Source organism: Caballeronia cordobensis, from assembly GCF_001544575.2.
GTDB lineage: Bacteria > Pseudomonadota > Gammaproteobacteria > Burkholderiales > Burkholderiaceae > Caballeronia > Caballeronia cordobensis.
In genome coordinates this window covers 122,121-137,549 of record NZ_FCNY02000002.1, presented here as the reverse complement: position 1 = coordinate 137,549, position 15,429 = coordinate 122,121, and the positions used below count along the sequence as shown (strand labels likewise).

Sequence of the window (15,429 nt, the reverse complement as noted above, 5' to 3'; positions counted from 1 at the left end):
CACGGTAACTATGGAACTTCAGAAGCTGCAACGCGCGATCATCGACGGTCTGGAAGACGTCAAGGCGCAAGACATCAAGGTGTTCAACACGACGCATCTCACGTCCCTCTTCGACCGCGTGGTCGTGGCGAGCGGCACGTCGAACCGCCAGACCAAGGCGCTCGCCAACAGCGTGCGCGAGAAGGTCAAGGAAGCGGGCGGCGATATCATCAGCACGGAAGGCGAAGAGATCGGCGAATGGGTGCTGGTCGATTGCGGCGACGCGGTCGTGCACATCCTTCAGCCCGCGCTGCGCCAGTACTACAACCTCGAAGAAGTCTGGGGCGACAAGCCCGTGCGCGTGAAGCTGCAAAAGCCGAACATGTTCGGCGGCGCGAGCGTCACCGCGGACGAAGACGAGGACGACGAAAACGCCGCGCCCGCGGTCAAGCGTCCCGCGCGCAAGACCACGCGCAAGCACTGATCCCGCTTCATTCGATGAAGCTGGTCATCCTCGCCGTCGGACACAAGATGCCCGACTGGATCACGAATGGCTTCGACGAATATGCGAAGCGCATGCCGCCCGAGTTGCGCATCGAGCTGAAAGAGATCAAGCCCGAGCAGCGCTCGTCGGGACGCAACGCCGAGAGCGTGATGGCGGCCGAAAAACAGCGCATCGAAGCTGCCTTGCCGAAGAACGCGCGCGTCGTCGCGCTCGACGAACGCGGCCGCGACTGGACCACGATGCAGCTTGCGAACGCCCTGCCCGGCTGGCAGCAAGACGGGCGCGACGTCGCCTTCGTGATCGGCGGCGCGGACGGGCTTCATCCGGATGTGAAATCGCGTGCCGAAATCCTGCTGCGCGTGTCGAGTCTCACGCTGCCGCACGGCATGGTGCGCGTGCTGCTCGCCGAACAGCTTTACCGGGCGTGGAGCATCACGCAGAATCATCCTTATCATCGCGCGTGAGGCGGGAGCGAAGCTGGACTTCGAATGCCGCGCGCGTCATTCGAAATCAGGTTCCCGATGACTCACCCTTTCGTCTATCTCGCGTCCCAAAGTCCGCGCCGGCAAGAACTGCTGCGTCAGCTCGGCGTGCAGTACGAACTCCTTCTTCCCCGTCCCGATGAAGACGCCGAAGCGCTCGAAGCCGAGCTGCCCGGCGAAGCCGCCGATGCCTACGTCGTGCGCGTGTGCGCGCTCAAGGCGCATGCGGCGCGCGCGCGTCTTCTCAACGGCAAACACGCGAACGCGCCGATTCTCGTCGCCGATACGACCGTGACCATCGACGGACTGATCCTCGGCAAGCCGCTGCACGAAGAAGACGCGGTCGCGATGCTCGAACGCCTCGCCGGCCGCGCGCACGAAGTGCTGACCGCGATCGCCGTCGTGGATGGCGCGGGCGCGCTGCTCGATCCCGTGCTCTCGCGCTCGCATGTGCGTTTCGCGAAAGCCGACCGTGCTGCGCTGCAGCGCTACGCGGCATCGGGCGAGCCGCTCGGCAAGGCGGGCGCGTATGGGATTCAGGGCCGCGCGGCCGAGTTCATCGAGCGAATCGACGGGTCCTATTCGGGTATCATGGGTCTGCCCCTTTTCGAAACCGCAGCTCTCTTGCGCGTGGCGCGCGTCGAATTCTAAACAGGCCATGAACGAAGAAATCCTGATCAACGTCACACCGCAGGAAACCCGCGTCGCACTGGTTCAGCAAGGCGCCGTTCAGGAACTTCACGTCGAGCGCACGCTGTCGCGCGGACGCGTCGGCAATGTCTATCTCGGCAAGGTCGTGCGCGTGCTGCCAGGCATGCAGTCCGCGTTCATCGATATCGGTCTGGAGCGCGCCGCGTTTCTCCATGTCGCCGATATCTGGCATCCGCGCATTGCGGGCGAGTCGCACAATTCGACGCCGCATGTGCCGATCGAGAAAATCGTCTTCGAAGGCCAGGCGCTGATGGTGCAGGTCGTGAAGGACCCGATCGGCACGAAAGGCGCGCGCCTGTCGACGCAAGTGAGCATCGCGGGGCGCACGCTCGTGTATCTGCCGCAGGACCCGCATATCGGCATCTCGCAGAAGATCGAGAGCGAAGCGGAGCGCGAGGCCGTGCGCGCGCGCCTGACGGCCGTGTTGCCCGCCGACGAGAAAGGCGGCTATATCGTGCGGACCATCGCGGAAGACGCGACGAGCGAAGAGCTGGCCGCCGATGTCGCGTATCTGCGCAAGACGTGGGCGACCATCGTCGCGCAGGCGCAGCGCGTGCCGCCCACGTCCCTGCTCTATCAGGATCTGAACCTCGCGCAACGCGTGCTGCGCGATTTCGTCAACGACGAAACCACGCGCATTCAGGTGGATTCACGCGAGACGTATCAGATGCTCGCGGACTTCGCGGCCGAGTTCACGCCGGCGGTGGCGTCGCGGCTGCATCACTACACCGGCGAGCGGCCGCTCTTCGATCTGTACAACATCGAGACGGAGATTCAGCGGGCGCTGTCGCGGCGCGTCGATCTGAAGTCGGGCGGCTATCTGATGATCGACCAGACCGAGGCGATGACGACCATCGACGTGAACACGGGCGGTTACGTCGGCGCGCGCAATTTCGACGACACGATCTTCAAGACCAATCTCGAAGCGGCCCACACGATCGCGCGGCAACTGCGCTTGAGGAATCTGGGCGGGATCATCATCATCGATTTCATCGACATGGAGAATGTCGAGCATCGGGATCAGGTGCTGGGCGAACTGAAGAAGGCGCTGTCGCGGGACCGCACGCGCGTGACCGTCAACGGGTTCTCGCAGCTGGGGCTCGTCGAGATGACGAGAAAGCGCACGCGCGAATCGCTGGCTCACGTGCTGTGCGAGGCTTGCCCGACGTGTGAGGGCAAGGGGCAGGTGAAGACGCCGCGCACCGTGTGCTACGACGTGCTGCGCGAGATCATGCGCGAGTCGCGACAGTTCAATCCGCGCGAGTTTCGCGTGGTGGCTTCGCAGCAGGTCATCGATCTGTTTCTTGAAGAGGAATCGCAGCATCTGGCGATGCTGATGGACTTCATCGGGAAACCGGTTTCGTTGCAGGTGGAGTCGAATCTGAGTCAGGAGCAGTATGACATTGTGTTGATGTGAGGATCGGGCGGTGCCGGTTCGGATCTTCCAGAATCCAGAATCGACGAAGCATGGGGCGGTTTCAAACCGTGACGCTGATTTCAGGGCTGACTAGAATCGGCGAACTGCGTCATCGCGCGACGCCGGGAGGTTGGCCGAAGTGCGTAGCCCAGGTGTGAGCAGACGCTTGCCGAGTGCGATTCCTGGTTTCTCGACCACTCGATGCAATACCCAGGAGAGCCCAAGGGTCGCCGCTCCCACGACCGTAGCGACTACGGCGAATCGAAGCGGAGCGGAAGCGTTCAGATAGCCTTCGAATTTCGTCAGGTATCCGGCGACGGGTAGAAGAATCAACAAGTGGATCAGGTAGAAACCGTAAGCAAGATCGCCCAGTACCTTGCCTATCCGCATGCCAAGCAACCTGCGCGCTGCGCGTACGGCCCGCATCGACCCCGCACCGTGGCCCACGGATTCTGCCGAGAGGAGCATGAAAAGGGCAACGACAAGCACGATTCGTACGCCTGACATGGCGTCCGGATGTAGCGCGAACTGAATCGAAGGCAGGCTTGCAGCGAGCATCAGGCCCCGCGTTGCCTTCGAGCTGTCTCGCGTCAGTGCTGCGACCATGCCAGCGAGGAACATATATAACTTCATCGGCAGGAATGAGGGCATGGGAAAAGCCGCGAACAAGCCCGGTGCCATCAACTGAACTGCAAAAGCAACGATCGCCAACCCCGCGATCGCGATGAAAACTCCGTGCCTCGCAATCAGCAGCATCAGCAAAGGAAACACGGCATAGAACTGCATTTCCAAGCCAATCGACCAGTCTGGTAACGCGGTGTTGAACGAATATCGAGGCAGGACGCCGAACGAATAGGTAACGTGCGTCAATACGTTCCAGACACTGTGATCGAGATAACGCGAGTCCAATGTGGCCGTCGCTGGCCAGAAATGCGCAATCGAAGTGCGTGCATCAGCAAGATAGTGACCGGCGGCGAACGAAATCAAGAGCAACAGGTAGTAGGCCGGGGTAATTCGAAAGAAGCGCCTGCACCAAAATCTCCACCACGTGCGACCCGTGTTCCATGGCTCGTCGGCACGCCGCTCCAAGTAGTGGTGCGCCATCAGGAACCCGGAAAGGAACATGAATAAATCCACCGCCAGTTCGCCATAGGAAAGAATCGGGATGGACTTCATCCCGGTAAGAATCTGCACATGGCACAAAAAAACCCACATTGCCGCCAGGCCCCGCAAGCCATCCAAAGCGGGTATCTGACTTGCGTCGACACGCGTCTGCATTCTCGGAACGCCTGGTTGATACCCCATGGCTGCCTTATCTTCTTTCTGAACGAATCGTCTCGAATTGTACGTGATGCAGTCTCCGACGATCCGCGGGCAACGAAAAGCGGTTCAAAAGCTGACTGCGGGCCACCCGTTGAGCAGTTGTCCGCGAGTCTCAGATGCCATCGAGCAAAAAATCAGCGTCTTGAAAAGGTCAAACAACACGACATCGTGTTGATGCGACGCCGTGCGCATCGTCCAGCGATCGTCAGGCTCGCGCTCGCGCCGCCGCCACATCGCGGCCTTTCCCGGGCGCCGTGCCGATCAATATGCCGATGAGGAAGACGAAGAGATTGCCTTCCGTGAAGTTCAGCAGCAGAGAGTTCGCGAGGCAGCCGAGGACGAACGCGAAAAGGTAGCCGATCGCGATCAGCTTCGCGGGCTCCGCCAGCCGCCGGCACTCTCGCCCGATCGCGACCAGGAACCACACGAACAGCGCCACGCCGATGAGCCCGAGCTGCACGCCCATCAGGAAGAACTCGTTGTGGGGATTGCCCGCCATCGCCGCATGCCCGCCGGTCTGCGCGCTCGCGAGACGCTCGAACTGCGTGCGCACGCTTCCCACGCCGTAGCCGGCAATCGGCCGGTGCGACATCAGCTCGATGCTGCGGCGGTAGAACAGCAGCCGCACGCCCATCGACGTATTCTTGTTTTGCGTCTCGAACTGCGAGACTTCCTGCGCCGTGTCCGCAAGCCGCCGGTCTTTGGCGTAGAGCACGAAAGCGGCGATACAGACGCACACGGCGGCCACACCCACGCCCGCAAGCAGGCGCGCGCGCTTGTCGTAACGGCGGAACTGCGCCGCCTGCACGACCAGATAGATCGCGACATACGCAATCGCCACGACCTGCCCGGTGCGCCCCTGAAGCACGAACAGGACGTTGATCAGCGCGAGCAGCGCCACGAGATACAGCACCTTGCTTCGCCAGCCGCTCGCCGCCTTCGCAAGCGCAAAGGACAGGCAGACGAGGAACGCCATCATCAGGCCGCCCGAGATGTGATCCTTGAACACCCAGGGCCGCCTGACCGGGTCGTCCGCGTGCATCGGACCGAGCGACGTCCAGCCGAACGCGTTCGTGTATGTCAGCACCATAGTGAGCACGAGCGTGGCGAACAGGCTCCAGACGGCAGCGCGCGCAAAGAGCTTGCCGGCGTCGTCCGCGAAAACGAGCAGCAGGAGCGGGATGAACAGCAGCTTCCGATACTTCATCAGGAAGTCGAGCGCCTCCGCGAATCCAGCGGAACTGTAAGCCAGGCTCAGACTCAGCACGACGAACAGCGCGAGCGCGGCGGTGGCGCCCGCCGTCCACGTCAGCAAAGGCCGTGCGCGACGCCAGACTTCGGGCGAAATCAGCGCGAACAGCGCGAACGCGGCCGAACCGACGTTGACGCCCGCCGTCGAAATGGGGATCAGCGACAGCGTGATCAGCGCGAACCACCGCGCCAGAAACAATGAGTACGACTCCGTTCCCGAACGGCCCAGCATTGAGATGTGTGTGACTTGCATTGTGATGTTCTGCTACCCCGTTTCGGATCGAGCGCCCAAGGCGCGCTTTCAGGTCGTGTTTTTTCAGCGTGGCTCGCGCAGATAGAAGTCGGCACGTTCCCGGGCCGCTTTGGCCGAATACATCGTCTCCACCGTCGCGCGCGCGCGTTCGCCGATCGTTTTGCGCAGGCCGGCGTTCGCGAGAAGCGTGCGCACCAGTTGGTCTGCCTCGTCGGAACGATCGAAAAGGAAACCGTTCTCGCCGTGCCGGATCCAGTCGGCATAACCGCCGCGCCGGTGACAGACGACCGGCAGGCCGCACGCCATCGCTTCGAGCACGACGCGCCCGAAGGTCTCCACGTGCGCGCCAGTCCGATAATAAAAGATATCGAGCCCGCGCAAGAACGCGACGGTCGGAACCGCGCCCTCGGGCAGGATTTGCATCCGGAGCATGGCGCCGAGCGCGTCGCCCGATGCGGCGGAAAACTGGGTCGCGCCCTGCAGCCTGACTTCCGCGCCGTCCTCGATCCACGCCCGATAGAGCGGGATATCGTCGGTATCGTGCTTGTCGGTCGTATCGCGGCTCAGCCGGCCGATCACGGGCCGGGCGTTGTCCGGGCGCGGATCGGGCGAAGGCGAGAAACGCGCGATGTCGATCGGAGACGGCTGCACTTCACATTCGACGCCGAGCAGGCTGCGCTGGAAGTCGGAGATCGCCACATACTCGGTCCGTGGCCAGCGCAGCATGAAGGGATGCGCCGCCGTCAGCGAGAGAATTTTCGGATGAAACGTATTGAAGACGTAGATCAGGCGGCGCGGCGCTCGCACGAGATACGGCCACGCGGTGTGACGCCAGTGCGCGCCCACGAAAACGAAGGTGCCCCCCTCCGGACGCGTTCCCGGGCGAAGGCCAATGCGGCGAATCCCGTAGCGCTGCGCGAGATCGCGCGAAAAACGCGACGAGGACGACCACAGTGCCAACTCGCTTCGGTCTCGCAGGAGACCGGCGAGGTGCAGCGCTTCCTGCTCGCTGCCACCGTTTTCATTCATGAAACCGTTGATGATATGAATCACCGGCTTCGGAGCTGCATTAGGCATGACAGTTGTGAGTAACGCGGGTAAAGGCTCGCGAATCGCCGATTGTATCGACGGACCGCAAAGACACGCCGCAACGCTCGCCATGCGCTTTGCCGCTGCGCCCGCGGACAAAGCGCCCCGCGAACGAATCAGGCCGCCTGCTGCTGATATTGGATGCGATGCAGATGGGCATAGAGCCCGTCCAGTCGCAACAGCTCCGAGTGGCTACCCTGCTCGATGATCTTTCCGCCATCCAGCACGACGATCCGGTCGGCGCGCTCGATGGTCGACAGACGATGCGCGATCACGAGCGTCGTGCGGCCTTTCATCAGCGTTTCGAGCGCCGACTGCACATGCCGCTCCGATTCCGAGTCCAGGGCCGACGTGGCTTCATCGAGCACGAGAATCGGCGCGTCCTTGTAGATGGCGCGCGCGATCGCGAGACGCTGGCGCTGCCCGCCCGACAAACGCATGCCGTTTCCGCCGACGAGCGTATCGATGCCCTGCGGCAGCGACGATACGACGTCCGCCAGATTGGCCGCGGCGAGCGCGGCCAGCACCTTTTCGCGGTTGGGGATCGTACCATACGCGACATTGGCGGCGATGGTGTCGTTGAAGAGCACGACGTCCTGGCTGACCATCGCGATCTGGGCGCGCAGGTCGCGCAAGGCGAACTCGGGCAACGGCACGCCATCGACGAGCACCTCGCCCTCGGCGGGATCGAAAAAGCGCGGCAGCAGGTTCGCCAACGTGGTCTTGCCGCTTCCCGACGGCCCCGCCAGCGCGACCATCTCGCCGGGCGCGACTTTGAACGACACGCGATCCAGCGTGGCGCGCTCGCGCGACCCATAGTTGAACGACACGTTGCGAAACTCGATGCTGCCCTGAGCCCGTTCGAGGCGGCGGCCGCCGCCCGCGGGCTCCGGCGGTTCATCGATGAGGCCGAAAATCAGCTCGGCCGCGGTCACGCCGCGCTGCAGCGGCTGATTGACGTCGATCAGATGCTTGAGCGGTGAAATGACGAGCAGCATCGACGTCACGAAGGCGACGAAGCCGCCGACCGTGGTCTGGTCGCTTGCGGATTGCAGCACGGCGATGGTGATCACGATGGCGAGCGCGATCGACGCCAGAAACTGCGTCAACGGTTGCGCGAGCCCGCCCGACACCTGCATGCGCATGGAGTAGCCGCGCAGGCGGTTGCTCATCTCCGTGAAACGGCCGGTCTCGTACGGCTCGCCGTTATGCACCTTCATGACCTTATAGCCGCCCACGGTCTCTTCGACGATATACGAGAGATCGTTGGTGAGCATCTGATGCTCCCGGTTCAGACGGCGCAGGCGGCGGTTGATCTTCGAAACCAGCCAGCCGATGGCAGGCAGGATCAGCGCGACGATCAGCGTGAGACGCCAGTTGAGGATGAAGAGATAGCCCAACAGGAAGACGACAGTGAGCGAGTCGCGCACGAGCGTCACGACCACGCCGGACAAGATCTGCAGCACCTGATTGACTTCGAAGACGATCGCGTTGATGACCGTGCTCGCCGTCTCGCGCTGGAAAAAGCCCGCGCTCGCGTGAATCATGCGATCGAACATCTGGAGCCGCAACTGCAGCAGGATCTTGTTCGACACGTAAGAAAGCAGATAGCCCGAGGCGTACTGCGCGCTGCCCCGCACGAGCGCGAGGCCGATCACGGCCGCGGGCACCACCCATTTAGCCTTCTCGCTGCCGTTCGTGCCGAAGCCATGATCGAGCAGGGGTTTGAGCAGCATCGGGATGCCCGCTTCGCTCGCGGCGACGAACCCCATGGCGACGAGGCCGAGCAGCACGATGCTCATCAACGGCCGGATATAAGGCCACAGCCGCCTGACGACGGCCGTGGACGATGAATGCTCGCCGCCGCCGATGGTTTTTCTCAGTGTCTGCTTCTCGCTCAAATCGTCCTCTACATTGCGATGCCCCGCGCGCGAGACGCGGCCGGGCGGAAGGTCATGCCGAACGCCTTCTGGCCGGGCGTCACAATTTCGCTCATTTTAAACCGTCGTTGATGCGAAGCTCACATTACAGGCGCGTTCCTTCACCGGCGAGGCGCTTGCGATCGATGGTCTTAGAATACGCGTCAGCATGCATCCGGCGCGCACCCGTTTTTCATCACCACGACATGACGCAACCCACACTCGGCATCGCTCTCATCACCTACAACGCGGCCGCGCGGCTCGCGCAATGCCTGACATCCGTTTCTTTCGCCGATGACATCGTGGTGATCGATGGCGGCAGCACCGACGCAACCGCGGAGATCGCGCGCGCACACGGCGCCCGCGTGATCGTCGAGCGGGACTGGCCCGGCTTCGGCCCGCAGAAGAATCGGGCGCTCGACGCCCTTTCGACCGATTGGGTGCTTTCCATCGATGCCGACGAGGTCGTCACGCCGGAACTCGCCGCCGCGATCCGCGCCGCCATCGCCGCGCCCGCCGCCGACGTGTACGCGGTGGACCGCCTGTCGAGCTTTTGCGGCCAGTGGATCGAACACAGCGGCTGGTATCCGGACTGGATTCCGCGGCTTTTCAGGCGCTCGTCGGCGCGCTTCTCGGACGACCTCGTGCACGAACGGCTGGTGATGGCGGCGAAGACACCCGCCGTGCGCCTGCAAGGCAAGCTGATGCATTACTCTTACGAAGACTTCGAGACCGTCCTGCGCAAGCTGGACGCGTATTCCACGGCGGGCGCGCTGCAGCGCCACGCGGCAGGCAAGCGAGGCAGCCTGAGCATCGCGATCACGCGCGGACTGTGGGCATTTGCGCGAACCTACCTGCTGCGACGCGGTTTTCTCGATGGCCGCGCCGGCTTTCTGATCGCCGTCTTCAATGCTCAGACCGTCTACTACCGGTTTCTGAAGCTGGCGCATCTCGACCAGCCTCGCTGAAGCGCGACGCGCCTCAATACACGATCTCGATCGCGCTGCCCGCGAACTCGCCGCGCAGCGCCGTGATGAGTTCGTCGGTGGGCTTGACGCGCCACGCATCGCCGAGACGCACCTCACCCTCCGCATGTTCGCTGCGATAGACGATGCTCACGTTCAGCCCGTTCGGAATCGGCGCGCTCGAGCGTTGACGGCCGTTTTCCTTGACCGGCATCGGCGGCGGTTCGCTCTGCGCGCCCGCGGCATGCGCTTCGAGCACGCGGCGCAAACGCAGCGCATCGGCGTTGCCGTTCATTTCGACTTTCACGGACTGCGCATAACGGCTGCGCGCGCGTTCGAGATCCATCGCCGTATCGACGGTGAAGCGGATGCCGCCCGTGAACGCATCGTTGCGCGCCTGCCCCTGCACGACGAGCAGCTCGTCTTCCTTGAAGAGCGCCTTGTTCGCCTCGAACTGCTCGTTGAAGACGGTGACTTCGCACTGGCCGCTGCCATCGTCGAGATTGACGATCAGCATCTTGCCGCGCTGGGTCATCTGCGTGCGCATCGCGGAGATGACGCCCGCGACCAGCTTGTCGCGCCCTTCCTTCAGCTCGCCGATTTTCTGGCGCACGAAACGGCGCACCTCGCCCTTGTAGGCATCGAAAAGATGCCCCGACAGATAGAAGCCGAGTGCGGTCTTTTCTTCCTGCAGGCGCTTCTTGTCCGACCACATCGGTTCGTCGACGTATTCGTGCTTCGCGAGCGTGGCGTCGCCCATGTCGAAGAGACCGGCCTGCATGGCGTTGGCGGCGGCCTGGTCGGCGGCTTCCATCGCGAGCGGCACGGAAGCGAGCAGTTGCGCGCGATTCGCATGCAGCGTGTCGAACGCGCCCGAGCGGATCAGCGCCTCGACGGTGCGGCGATTCACGACACGCCGGTCGATGCGCTCGCAGAAATCGAACAGATCGACGAACAGGCCGTCTTCTCGCGCGCGCAGGATTTCCTCGATCGCGTTCTGGCCGCTGCCCTTCACCGCGCCCAGGCCGTAGCGGATCGTCTTCGAGCGCGTGCCGTCGGCCTCCGCGACCGGCTCGAAGCGATACGCCGACTGATTGATATCCGGCGGCAGCACCTTCATGCCGTTGGTCGCGCAATCCTCGAAAAGGATCTTCACCTTGTCGGTGTCGTCCATGGCGAGCGACATGTTGGCCGCCATGAATTCGGCCGGATGATGCGCTTTCAGCCACGCCGTGTAATACGCGAGCAGCGCGTAGGCCGCCGCGTGCGACTTGTTGAAGCCGTAGCCGGCGAACTTCTCCATCAGGTCGAAGATTTCGTCGGACTTCGCGCGCGTCAGGCCATTCACTGCCGCGCCCTGAGCGAAGATCTCGCGGTGCTGCGCCATTTCCTCGGGCTTTTTCTTGCCCATCGCGCGGCGCAGCAAGTCCGCGCCGCCGAGCGAATAGCCGCCGATGATCTGCGCCATCTGCATCACCTGCTCCTGATAGACCATGATGCCGTAGGTCTCTTTCAGAACAGGTTCGACGCGCGGATCCGGATACTCGACGATCTCGCGCCCGTGCTTGCGCGCGCAGAAGCTCGGAATCAGGTCCATCGGGCCTGGGCGATACAGCGCCACGAGCGCGATGATGTCCTCGAAGCGGTCCGGCTGCGCGTCCTTCAGCATGCCCTGCATGCCGCGGCTTTCCAGCTGGAACACGGCGACGGTGTTCGCTTTCTTCAGTATCTGGAACGAGACCGGATCGTCGAGCGGCACTTGCGCGAGATTCCAGTCTTGCTTCGACGGATCGAGGCGCCGGATGTAACGCTCGGCCCAGTCGAGAATGGTGAGCGTGGTGAGGCCCAGAAAGTCGAACTTCACGAGGCCGACGGCTTCTACGTCGTCCTTGTCGTACTGACTGACGACGCCGCCGTCTTCGCCCTGCGTGTAGAGCGGGCAAAAGTCCGTGAGCTTGCCCGGCGCGATCAGAACGCCGCCCGCGTGCATGCCGACGTTACGCGTGAGCCCTTCGACGCGCTGCGCGAGTTCGAGCAACTGATGCACTTCGTCTTCGGAATCGAAGCGCTCCTGCAGCGTCGGCTCTTCCTTCATCGCGTCCGCGATGGTCACGTGCTTGCCCGGCTTGAACGGAATCAGCTTGGCGATGCCATCGGTGAACATGTAGCCCAGATCGAGCACGCGGCCGATGTCGCGCACCGCGGCCTTCGCCGCCATCGTGCCGAAGGTCGCGATCTGCGACACGGCGTCCGCGCCGTACTTGCCCTTCACGTACTGGATGACGCGGTCGCGCCCTTCCTGACAGAAGTCGATGTCGAAGTCGGGCATCGACACGCGTTCCGGATTCAGGAAGCGTTCGAACAGCAGGTTGTAGCGCAGCGGGTCGAGATCGGTAATGCCGAGCGCATACGCGACGAGCGAGCCTGCGCCCGAACCGCGGCCCGGACCGACCGGCACGCCATTGTTCTTCGCCCACATGATGAAGTCGGCGACGATCAGGAAGTAGCCCGGAAAGCCCATCTTGATGATCGTGCCGCACTCGAAATCGAGGCGCGCGTAATACGTTTCGCGCTGCGCCTCGCGTTCGGTTTCATCGGGATAAAGCTGCTGCAGGCGGACTTCGAGCCCTTCCTTCGACAGTTGCACGAGATAGTCGTCGAGCGACATGCCATCGGGTGTCGGGAAGAGCGGCAGCTTCGGCTTGCCGAGTTCGAGCGTCAGATTGCAGCGCCTGGCGATCTCCACCGTGTTCGCGAGCGCGGAAGGAATATCCGCGAAGAGCGCGCACATTTCGTCCTGCGTGCGGAAAAACTGATCTTGCGTGAAGCGCTTCTGCCGGCGCGGATTCGCGAGGATATCGCCTTCCGAAATGCACACGCGCGCTTCGTGCGCGGTGAAATCGTCGGGGGTCATGAACTGCATCGGATGCGTCGCGACGACCGGCAAGCGCAGCTTCGCGGCCAGCGCGACGGCTTCCTGAATGTAGCCCTGCTCGCCCGGCTGTCCCGCGCGCTGCAGTTCGATGTAGAACGCATTGGGAAAGAGCTTCGCCCAGCGCTCGGCGTGACGTTGCGCGCTCGCCGCATTGCCCGCGGCGAACGCCATGCCGATATCGCCCGTCTGCGCGCCCGACAGCGCGAGCAGGCCTTGCGCCAGGCCGCCTTCGAGCCACTCCAGCATGACCTCGGCGCGGCCGCGATACTGATTCGTCAGCCACGCGCGGCTCAGCAGTTCGCACAGGTTCAGATAGCCCTGCTTGTCGCGCACGAGCAAAAGCAGGCGCGAGGGCTTGTCGCGGTCGTCTGGATTGGTGATCCAGACGTCGCAACCGGCGATGGGCTTCACACCCTTGCCGCGCGCTTCCTTGTAAAAGCGCACGAGACCGAATGCGTTGCCGAGATCGGTCAGCGCGAGCGCGCCTTGTCCGTCTTGTGCGGCAGCCTTGACGACATCGTCCAGCCGTACGATGCCGTCGGCGATCGAGAATTCGGAGTGGACGCGGAGATGAACGAAGCGGGGATCTGACATGGCGGTATTGTACATGCGGGCCGTCCCGAAATTGCCCTGACGGCGGCGCATTGGCCGAACGGATAAGCCCTTGAAGGCGATCGATATTGCGCGTGCGCAAGGCGGCGGGAATCGCCGCATCGCGTAATGCGGGAGCGCGCGCCGTTTGCGGGATAATACGTGTTTTGCGCGGCGCGTCCGTCCGCAACATTTACTCGTTCTTACCTGTTACACGCCGCATCGCGCGTCATCCGATCATGAGCATTCTGAACCTCTCCGCCTACAAATTCGTCAGCATCGAAGACGGCCCCGCGTGGCGGCCGCTCGTCACCGAACGCTGCAACGCGCTCGGTCTCAAGGGCACGATTCTGCTGGCGCCGGAGGGCATCAATCTTTTCATCGCCGGGCCGGTGTCCGAAGTCCGCGAGTTCATCGATTACATCCGCACGGATGCGCTCTTCGGCGGCCGTTTCGCCGATCTGCAATTCAAGGAAAGCCTCTCCGCGAAGCAGCCCTTTCGCCGCATGCTGGTGAAGCTCAAGCGCGAAATCATCACGATGAAAAAGCCCGCGATCAAGCCGGAACTCGGCCGCGCGCCTTTCGTGGATGCGCCCACGCTCAAGACGTGGCTCGACCGCGGCCACGACGACGCGGGCCGCCCGGTCGTGATGCTCGACACGCGCAACGCGTTCGAAGTGGATGTCGGCACGTTCGACAATGCGCTCGATTACCGCATCACGAAGTTCAGCGAGTTTCCGGAAGTCATCGAAAAGAATCGCGCGGATATGGAAGGCAAGACGGTCGTGTCGTTCTGCACCGGCGGCATTCGCTGTGAAAAGGCCGCGATTCACATGAAGGAAGTGGGCATCGAGCATGTTTATCAGCTCGAAGGCGGCATTCTCAAGTATTTCGAGGAAGTGGGCGGCGCGCATTACACCGGCGAGTGCTTCGTGTTCGATTACCGCACCGCGCTCGATCCGAACCTGCAGCCGACCGCGACCGCGCAATGCTTCGGTTGCCGCGCCGTGGTGCCGGTGGAAGATCAGGCGTCGCCGTACTACAAGCCGGGCGAGACGTGTCCGGCCTGCCATCCCGACGCGAAGGCCCGCGCGGCGGCGTAAGACCGAATGACGTATCGCGGCCGATTCGCGCCCTCGCCGACCGGTCCGCTCCATGCGGGCTCGCTCGTCAGCGCGCTCGCCAGTTTTCTCGATGCCCGCGCGCACGGCGGAAGCTGGATCGTGCGCATCGAAGACGTGGACGCGCCGCGCACCGTGCCCGGCGCCGCCGATGACATCCTCGCGACGCTCGCGCACTTCGGCATGCATTCCGATTCGCTTCCGGTCTGGCAGAGCGAACGCGACGCGGCCTATGCGGCGGCGTTCGCGCGGTTGCAGGCGGCGGGCTTCATCTATCCGTGCGGCTGCACGCGGCGCGAAATCGCGGATTCGCTGCTACACGCACATGCGCGCCACGCCACCCTCGCCTATCCGGGCACGTGCCGAAACGGTCTGCATGGAAAACCCGCGCGCGCATGGCGGCTGCGCGTGCCGGATGGCGCGGCGGCCGTCGTGTCGTTTCAGGATCGTTGGCAAGGCATGCAATCACAAGATCTGGCCACCGAGGTCGGGGATTTCGCGCTGAAGCGGGCGGACGGCTTGTGGGCGTATCAACTCGCGGTCGTCGTCGACGATGCCGACGCGAACATCACGCATGTCGTGCGCGGCGCCGATCTGCTCGATTCGACGGCGCGGCAAATCTACCTGCAACGGTGTCTCGACGTGCCGACGCCGGCTTATCTGCATGTGCCTGTCGTCAATAACGACGCCGGCGAGAAGCTCAGCAAGCAGACGGGCGCGGCCCCGCTCGATCGCCACGCGCCGCTCGATGCGCTCGTGCAGGCGGCGCGCCATCTGGGCCTCGACGTTGCGTCGTCGCTTTCATCGATCTCGTCGCTCGATACGTTCTACAGCGCCGCGACGGCCGCATGGGCGCAGCGCTTCGCGCGCTGAATTCCGCCGCCAGAC

12 protein-coding genes are annotated in these 15,429 nt (G+C 63.4%); 7 read left to right on the top strand and 5 right to left on the bottom strand.

The features are described 5' to 3' along the window. Positions 1–10 precede the first annotated feature (10 nt). From rsfS to rng, 4 genes are read left to right on the top strand one after another with little or no spacing between them, the layout of a single operon-like run. Positions 11–463 (top strand): ribosome silencing factor, encoded by a 453-nt coding sequence (rsfS, locus tag AWB70_RS04125; protein WP_053567787.1) that lies wholly within the window; start codon positions 11–13, stop codon positions 461–463. A 14-nt stretch (positions 464–477) separates the two neighbouring features. Continuing rightward, the gene (gene rlmH, locus AWB70_RS04120; RefSeq protein WP_014190903.1) at positions 478–948 is read left to right on the top strand and encodes a 23S rRNA (pseudouridine(1915)-N(3))-methyltransferase RlmH; all 471 of its coding nucleotides are present in this window, start codon (positions 478–480) and stop codon (positions 946–948) included. A 57-nt stretch (positions 949–1,005) separates the two neighbouring features. After that, positions 1,006–1,617 carry a Maf family protein gene (locus AWB70_RS04115; RefSeq protein ID WP_087086230.1) on the top strand — a complete coding sequence of 204 codons (612 nt, stop codon included), beginning with the start codon at positions 1,006–1,008 and terminating at the stop codon, positions 1,615–1,617. 7 nt (positions 1,618–1,624) lie between these two features. After that, entirely contained in the window at positions 1,625–3,094 is a 1,470-nt protein-coding gene (gene rng, locus AWB70_RS04110) for a ribonuclease G (RefSeq protein WP_014190901.1), read from the top strand. A gap of 90 nt (positions 3,095–3,184) precedes the next feature. Here rng and AWB70_RS04105 read toward each other — a convergent pair whose 3' ends face one another. The 4 genes from AWB70_RS04105 to msbA form a co-directional block, all read right to left on the bottom strand. Further along, positions 3,185–4,372: an acyltransferase family protein gene (locus AWB70_RS04105; RefSeq protein WP_060854052.1), complete on the bottom strand. Its 1,188-nt coding sequence runs from the start codon at positions 4,370–4,372 to the stop codon at positions 3,185–3,187. Between the two features lie 250 nt (positions 4,373–4,622). Next, complete coding sequence (locus AWB70_RS04100) at positions 4,623–5,921, bottom strand: O-antigen ligase family protein (RefSeq protein WP_235024137.1); 1,299 nt, start codon at positions 5,919–5,921, stop codon at positions 4,623–4,625. Positions 5,922–5,984: 63 nt separating this feature from the next. Next, entirely contained in the window at positions 5,985–6,950 is a 966-nt protein-coding gene (locus tag AWB70_RS04095; RefSeq protein WP_235024136.1) for a glycosyltransferase family 4 protein, read from the bottom strand. A 176-nt stretch (positions 6,951–7,126) separates the two neighbouring features. Beyond that, on the bottom strand, positions 7,127–8,893 hold the full coding sequence (msbA, locus tag AWB70_RS04090) for a lipid A export permease/ATP-binding protein MsbA (RefSeq protein ID WP_198066068.1): 1,767 nt from the start codon (positions 8,891–8,893) through the stop codon (positions 7,127–7,129). A gap of 242 nt (positions 8,894–9,135) precedes the next feature. Between msbA and AWB70_RS04085 the strand changes: the two genes are divergently transcribed. Next, a complete protein-coding gene (locus tag AWB70_RS04085; protein ID WP_053567781.1) occupies positions 9,136–9,897 on the top strand; it encodes a glycosyltransferase family 2 protein in 762 nt (253 codons plus the stop codon). 13 nt (positions 9,898–9,910) lie between these two features. On the opposite strand, the gene dnaE is transcribed toward AWB70_RS04085, so the two are convergent. Beyond that, the gene (dnaE, locus tag AWB70_RS04080; protein ID WP_374730224.1) at positions 9,911–13,423 is read right to left on the bottom strand and encodes a DNA polymerase III subunit alpha; all 3,513 of its coding nucleotides are present in this window, start codon (positions 13,421–13,423) and stop codon (positions 9,911–9,913) included. A gap of 236 nt (positions 13,424–13,659) precedes the next feature. Here dnaE and AWB70_RS04075 point away from each other — a divergent pair, with 236 nt between their 5' ends. Beyond that, positions 13,660–14,523, top strand: coding sequence for a sulfurtransferase (locus tag AWB70_RS04075; RefSeq protein ID WP_053568102.1), 864 nt, complete (start codon positions 13,660–13,662; stop codon positions 14,521–14,523). A 6-nt stretch (positions 14,524–14,529) separates the two neighbouring features. Next, positions 14,530–15,414: a tRNA glutamyl-Q(34) synthetase GluQRS gene (gene gluQRS, locus AWB70_RS04070; protein ID WP_053567780.1), complete on the top strand. Its 885-nt coding sequence runs from the start codon at positions 14,530–14,532 to the stop codon at positions 15,412–15,414. Positions 15,415–15,429: the final 15 nt, after the last annotated feature.